This is a genomic window from Argonema galeatum A003/A1 (assembly GCF_023333595.1).
In the GTDB taxonomy this organism is placed as follows: domain Bacteria; phylum Cyanobacteriota; class Cyanobacteriia; order Cyanobacteriales; family Aerosakkonemataceae; genus Argonema; species Argonema galeatum.
On record NZ_JAIQZM010000079.1, the window covers coordinates 1 to 6,483 of the forward strand.

The window sequence follows — 6,483 nt, forward strand, 5'->3', positions numbered from 1 at the left end:
GATTTTAGAACCATTTGGTTGCCGATAATCTACTACAGCATCGCCCCCCTAGCCCCCCAAATCTGGGGGGAATAGGATTTTAGAACCATTTGGTTGCCGATAATCTACTACAGCATCGCCCCCCTAGCCCCCCAAATCTGGGGGGAATAGGATTTTAGAACCATTTGGTTGCCGATAATCTACTACAGCATCGCCCCCCTAGCCCCCCAAATCTGGGGGGAATAGGACTCTTCTTCCCCCAGATTTGGGGAAGACTCTTCTCCCCCCAGATTTGGGGGGTCGGGGGGCAAAACCAAGGTTTTTGCGTAAGTCCTGTGAATGTAACTTGACACATTTAGTTGTAGGGTGCGTCAGACCCAAAATTTGGGAGAGCATCAATAATTTTATCGCTCTGACGCACCCTACTGAATGTAACTTGCATTACGTAAGAGCAGTATTGTTTTATGCTCTTGACGTATCTAGTCTACCCGTGTTAGACCCGGTGTAGTTAAATCAGGAGAAAAAATAGTGGCTTTTCCACAAGACTGGAAAACATGGGAAACAGAAGTCTCCAAACTTGTCGCCAGGGCATGGTTAGATAGGGACTTCTGCGATAGCTTTGTCGCCGACCCGGCGGGAACGCTCCAGGAAGCAGGGCTGGTTCTGGAAGATTTCGTCGAAGTTCAAATCAATCAGAACCCAGATGCAGTGCCCACCCTAAAAGCAGGTGAAGGAGGGACTGTAGTCTACGAACTGCCCCTGCCTCCCAAGCCCAGCACACTCACAGACGAAGAGATTAGTGATTGGGCTGAGGGCCGGGTAAATGTAGCGCCCCCTACTATACTCGTTTGTTGCTAAAGCCCGTCCTGCCTCGTGCGGGTTGTTGTTCCAGCCCGTGCGAGGTTCTCCCCCGCTCAGATAGAAAGTTAGAGCGGGGGCTTGCGCTTTGAAGAGAAATATTGTATTGTTCGGTAAATTTAGTCGCTGATACAGACGAGGGCGCAGGCGTTGCATGAGGGCATAAAAATTGTTGAAAAAATGCGATCGCTGATACAGACGAGGGCGCAGGCGTTGCATGAGCGCATAAAAATTGTTGAAGAAATGCGATCGCTTACTGCCCGAATGCTTCGCCCCTACCCACACATCACATCGGATTGTTTTTTTGTCAATTTCGACTCGTTCCCAGGTTGCACCTGGGAACGAGGCAACGGGCCAAAGAATCTCTTGTTTGCCCGCTCACCCGCTGGGGAATCAATTCCCCAGCTAATAGCGAAAGTCCATTAAAATGGACTGTCAGATTTAATATTCAGTCCTTTTGAGAGTGGTTCGGGGGGCGATCGTAGACTTTAATCTCGATGATATCGTCAAATGGTCTGTTGCGATCGTTGGTTAAATTTTTACCGCAGATGAAGACAGATAAACGCAGATAAACGCAGATAAGAAGAAGAACAGGAATTTTTTAGGTAAGCGATGGATAAGGATATGATATAATTTGATAGCAAAAAAACACTCGTCATTGTTTTAAAGGCCGCTTTCATGGATGTAACGATCCGACAGGCAACTACCGACGACACCGACAGATGTGGAAGTGTAATCTATCTTGCCTTTAAAGGAATAGCCGATCGCTATCAAGTTCCTTCTTTTTTCCCCACCCAGGAATTTGCCACTGAGGTAATAGATTCTTTAATCGCCAATCCCTCAGTTTTTGGTGTAGTTGCGGAAAGCGACAGTCAAATAGTTGGTGCGAACTTCCTCGACGAAAGCGATATCATCCGCAAAATTGGGCCGACAGCGGTTCATCCCGATTTCCAATCTCGCAAAATAGGCAGAAAACTAATGGAAGCCTTGCTGGAGAGAGGTCGAGAAGCTGTGAGTATTCGTCTGATTCAAGAAGCATCAAATACGACATCCCTCTCATTATACGCTTCTGTTGGTTTCGATGTCAAGGAACCTGCTGTTTTGATCGGCGGCAAACCGAAAAGCAAGCCAGACCCGACAATTGAAATCAGGCCCCTCCAGGAGTCAGATTTAGAAGAGTGCGCGGCCCTCTGCAAGCAGGTTTACGGATTTGAGCGGTTTCAGGAGTTGCAGCAAGCGATCGAACATTTTTCCCCTTTTGTCGCAGTTATCCAAAACCGCATCATCGCTTATGCGACTGCTACCAACTTCTTCGGACATGGAGTAGCCAAAAACGAAGCAGATATGCAAGCATTGCTATTAGGCATTGCGGCAGCAGGCGACGATCCTTTATCCTTAATAGTGCCTCTTTGTCAAGCTTCCTTCTTTCGCTGGTGTCTGGGCGAAGGTTTCCGCGTCATCAATACAGTAAACATCATGGCACTGGGTGAGTATTTTGAACCCCAAGGTTGCTATTTCTCATCTGTAGCTTACTAACAGGGCAGAGGGGCAACCCCACCCCCTGCCCCTCCCCGCCCCACGGGGAGGGGAGAAGGAGAGAGGGGGCAGAGGGGCAGAGGGGCAGAGGGGCAGAGGGGCAGGGGGGCAGAGGGGCAGGGGAGAAAGGAAATAAAAATGTTATAGAGTGAAAAAAAGCATAGTAACTCCGAAAGAGCAGAAAAAATATCAAAATGTACAATAAACCAAAATTTAAAAGTTGTTATAGAGTCGAAGTGATAGAATCTGTCGGTGTATTCCTGCTAGCCGAATCAGATTATTTTTTATTAACTGGTCGCCTTTATGAGTTATTGGCCCCGCTGCTTGATGGCGATCGTACTGTTGACGACATCATCAAACACCTGCAAGGAAAAGCATCCACCACCGAGCTTTATTATACTTTGATGTTGATGGAACAGAAAGGCTACATCGTCGAGAACGACGATTCTATCCCAACTGAAGTAGCCATTTTCTGGGATAGCTTGAATGTCGATTCCTTCCAAGCCACAAGCCGATTGAAATCTACCAAGGTTGCTGTGAGATCGATCGGTAATGTCACAACCAACGAATTTATCGACAGACTGAAATCCCTCAATATTCAAGTATCCGATTCAGGCGATATTGCCGCCGTCTTAACCGATGATTATCTGCAAGAAGATCTGGCTACATTTAACCAAAAAGCTTTAGAATTACAACAACCCTGGATACTCATCAAGCCAGTGGGAAAAATTATTTGGATCGGCCCGATTTTCCAGCCCGGAAAAACAGGCTGTTGGGAATGTCTGGCTCAACGTCTGCGTGCCAACCGCCCCGTAGAAAGCTTTATCCAGAGACAAAAAGGTATTTCATCAACAACACCTCTGCAAACCCACCAAGGTGTGCTTCCTTCCACATGGCAAACGGGATTAAATATTGCCACAACTGAAATCGCTAAATGGATTGTTCAGGGAGAGAACAAATCTATAGAAGGAACTTTAATCACTTTTGAAACTATATCTCTGAAAACCAAAAATCACACTTTGGTCAAGCGTCCGCAATGTCCGGCTTGCGGAGAAGCGCAATATCTTTACAACAGAGAACCTTTACCCATTCTGCTCAAAAGCGGTGATAAAAATTTCACCAGCGACGGCGGACACCGTTCTTTTTCACCAGAAGAAACGATCGAGAAATACAAACACCATATCAGCCCGATTACGGGGGCCATCAGATCGCTAAAGCAAATTCGCGTCTCAGAAACAAACTTAACAAATGTCTATGTAGCAGGCCATAATTTTGCGACCATGTTTGACGGTTTATACTTTTTGCGTGAAAATCTGCGCGGCAAAAGTGCGGGGAAAGGTAAAACCGACATTCAAGCAAAAGCCAGCGCCCTTGGGGAAGCTGTAGAAAGATATTCTGGAGTATTTCAAGGAGACGAAATCAGACAAAAAGGCACATACAAAGAAATGGGCGCATCTGCCATTCACCCCAATACTTGTATGAACTTTAGCGAATTCCAATACCAAACGAGGTCGGAATGGAATGTCAAATGTACCAATTTGTTTCAAAAAGTGCCAGAACCTTTTGACGAGGAAATAGAAATTGAGTGGACGCCAGTTTGGTCTTTAACTAATGATGAAGTAAAATATCTGCCAACGGGTTATTGCTATTACGGTTACCTCAACCTTCCCAAACCTTATTTTTGGGCAGATTCCAACGGTAGCGCTGCTGGTAACACCCTCGAAGAAGCCATTTTGCAAGGTTTTATGGAAGTGGTAGAACGAGATAGCGTAGCCTTGTGGTGGTATAATCGGATCGCCAGACCGCTAGTGGATTTAGACAGTTTTGACGACCCGTATTTTGAAGCATTGAAGAATTATTATAAAAGTATCGATCGCGAACTTTGGGTTTTGGATCTTACCAGCGATTTAAATATTCCCACTTTTGCCGCTATTTCCAGAAGAACAGATAAAAATATCGAAGATATCACCCTTGGTTTTGGCACCCATTTTGACCCAAAAGTCGGTATATCTAGGGCTTTGACAGAAGGAAATCAAATGCTGCCAGCAGTTTTATCCATTGCTGATGATGGTAGCACCAAATACAACTTTTTTGATGAGTTAACTATAGAATGGTGGAAAACAGCTACATTGGCAAATCAACCTTATCTGATTCCCGATGAAAATGTTGCCCCAAAAGTGTTTGCCGATTATCCGCTGCAAGCAAGCGACGATTTGCGGGAAGATGTGATGACTTGCGTAAAAATAGCCGAAAAGCAAGGCATGGAAGTGCTGGTTTTAGATCAAACTCGTCCCGATATCGAACTGAATGTAGCTAAGGTTATCGTCCCCGGAATGCGACACTTTTGGAAAAGACTTGCACCGGGAAGGCTTTATGATGTACCCGTTAAATTGGGTTTGTTGCCAGAGTCGTTGCGAGAGAATCAACTCAACCCGTTTCCGATTTTCTTCTAAACAATATTGTTTTTAAAGTAGAGTAACAAAATGTCACAACCATTCATACTTGCTTTTACAAAAAATGTTTCTCTGAGTGAAGAATCAAGCGATAATTTGGTGCTAAAATCGCCAGAAGGAAGCTTCAATCTCAAGCAAATGTCTCCGGGATTGCTGGCAGCTATTAAGACTCTTGCTGCTGATGGCGGTACTGAAGAATATCTCAGCCAACAGCTGCTACAAGCTGACGGCTTCTCCTCACTGCCTAAGTTATATTATTATATCGAACAATTTATCAATCTGGGCATTATCTGTCATACTGTTTGTGCGGATGGGTTGCCCCTAGCAACTTTGGTTCCCGTCTCAAAGTTTGAGAAGCTGCAATTTTTTGAGGCAAAACCGGACAAAAAATATGTTTTGTCCAGGTTTGCCTATTGCCACCAAGGTAAAGACGGGATGGTGCTGGAATCTCCCTTATCTGGGGCTCAAATCATTTTAGCCGATTGGCGCTCTGGTGCGATCGCAACTTGTATTACCAAACCGCAAACAGCAAGCGAACTGAGCAATCTTATCCCCGGTATATCCCTAGAAACAGCAGTGATGTTTTTTAGCCTCCTCAACAGTGCTGCAATGCTTTCGGAAGTAGAAGAAGACGGAAAAGTTGTCGAAAAGGAAAACGATACCCTTACTCAATGGGAATTTCACGATTTACTGTTTCATTCCAGAAGTAGAGGCGGAAGACACAACAATCCCGTCGGCAAATCATTTCGTTTTGTGAACGAAATCAAGCCGCTACCAGTAGTCAAACCCAAAGTATCTAATGATATTATTGAACTATACAAACCAGACATAGAAAAACTTAAAGAAGAAGATTATCCTTTTACTCGCATTCTGGAAGAGAGAAAATCGATCAGAGTGCAGGGGAACGAACCAATTACAGATAAACAACTAGGCGAATTTCTGTATCGTACCGCCAGAGTTCGATCGATCTTTCCAAAAGACCAAAAAGAATGCAGCAATCGACCTTACCCAAATGGAGGAGCTTGCTACGAAATCGAACTTTATATTATTATAAATAGCTGCGAAAATATTCCCGATGGTATTTACCATTATTGCCCGCTAGACCATCAACTTTGTAGGATTTCCGAACGAACCACTTATGTAAAAGCGCTCTTAAAAAGTGCCGAACTAGCAACAAATCCTCCCTGCAATCCGCAAATCTTAATTATCCTTGCTTCTCGCTTGCCCAGAGTTAGTTGGAATTACGAGTCAATGGCTTATGCCTTAACATTAAAGCACGTTGGCGTTTTATATCAAACAATGTATTTGGTGGCAACGGCGATGAATCTTGCGCCTTGTGCAGTGGGAGGAGGCAATTCTAGTTTGTTTGCAGCGGCGACGGGATGCGATTACTATGCTGAATCATCCGTAGGAGAATTTATGTTGGGTAGCAGATATAGCTAGGGGCTAGGGTAAGTGGTCAGTTGTCAGTTGTCAGTTGTCAGCTTTGTAGGTTGGGTTGAGGCACGAAAGCCAACAAATACGTTGGGTTTCGCTTCGCACGAGCCCAACCTACAACTTGAACACTAGAACACCGATTCATACCAAATCCGGGTTTGTTACCCCATGAGAATTTTTGGCCTAAACATTGTAGAGACGTTTCATGAAACGTCTCTAC

Annotated in this window: 4 protein-coding genes; all 4 read left to right on the forward strand. The window is 44.8% G+C overall.

The window, feature by feature from the left end; genetic code table 11:
- The first annotated feature begins 507 nt into the window (after positions 1 to 507).
- The 4 genes from LAY41_RS31900 to LAY41_RS31915 all read left to right on the forward strand — a co-directional run bounded on the left by LAY41_RS31900 (position 508) and on the right by LAY41_RS31915 (position 6,269).
- The gene (locus LAY41_RS31900) at positions 508 to 837 is read left to right on the forward strand and encodes a hypothetical protein (RefSeq protein WP_249106702.1); all 330 of its coding nucleotides are present in this window, start codon (positions 508 to 510) and stop codon (positions 835 to 837) included.
- 678 nt (positions 838 to 1,515) lie between these two features.
- A complete protein-coding gene (locus LAY41_RS31905; RefSeq protein WP_249106703.1) occupies positions 1,516 to 2,373 on the forward strand; it encodes a GNAT family N-acetyltransferase in 858 nt (285 codons plus the stop codon).
- 194 nt (positions 2,374 to 2,567) lie between these two features.
- Positions 2,568 to 4,826 carry a TOMM precursor leader peptide-binding protein gene (locus tag LAY41_RS31910; RefSeq protein WP_249106704.1) on the forward strand — a complete coding sequence of 753 codons (2,259 nt, stop codon included), beginning with the start codon at positions 2,568 to 2,570 and terminating at the stop codon, positions 4,824 to 4,826.
- Positions 4,827 to 4,856: 30 nt separating this feature from the next.
- Positions 4,857 to 6,269, forward strand: coding sequence for a SagB family peptide dehydrogenase (locus tag LAY41_RS31915; RefSeq protein WP_249106705.1), 1,413 nt, complete (start codon positions 4,857 to 4,859; stop codon positions 6,267 to 6,269).
- Positions 6,270 to 6,483 lie beyond the last annotated feature (214 nt).

What these genes read in the sequence shown, in the direction of transcription:
- LAY41_RS31905 (WP_249106703.1), top strand. Translation starts at nt 1,516, where the DNA reads ATGGATGTAACGATCCGACAGGCAACTACCGACGACACCGACAGATGT.
- LAY41_RS31910 (WP_249106704.1), top strand. Translation starts at nt 2,568, where the DNA reads ATGTACAATAAACCAAAATTTAAAAGTTGTTATAGAGTCGAAGTGATA.
- LAY41_RS31915 (WP_249106705.1), top strand. Translation starts at nt 4,857, where the DNA reads ATGTCACAACCATTCATACTTGCTTTTACAAAAAATGTTTCTCTGAGT.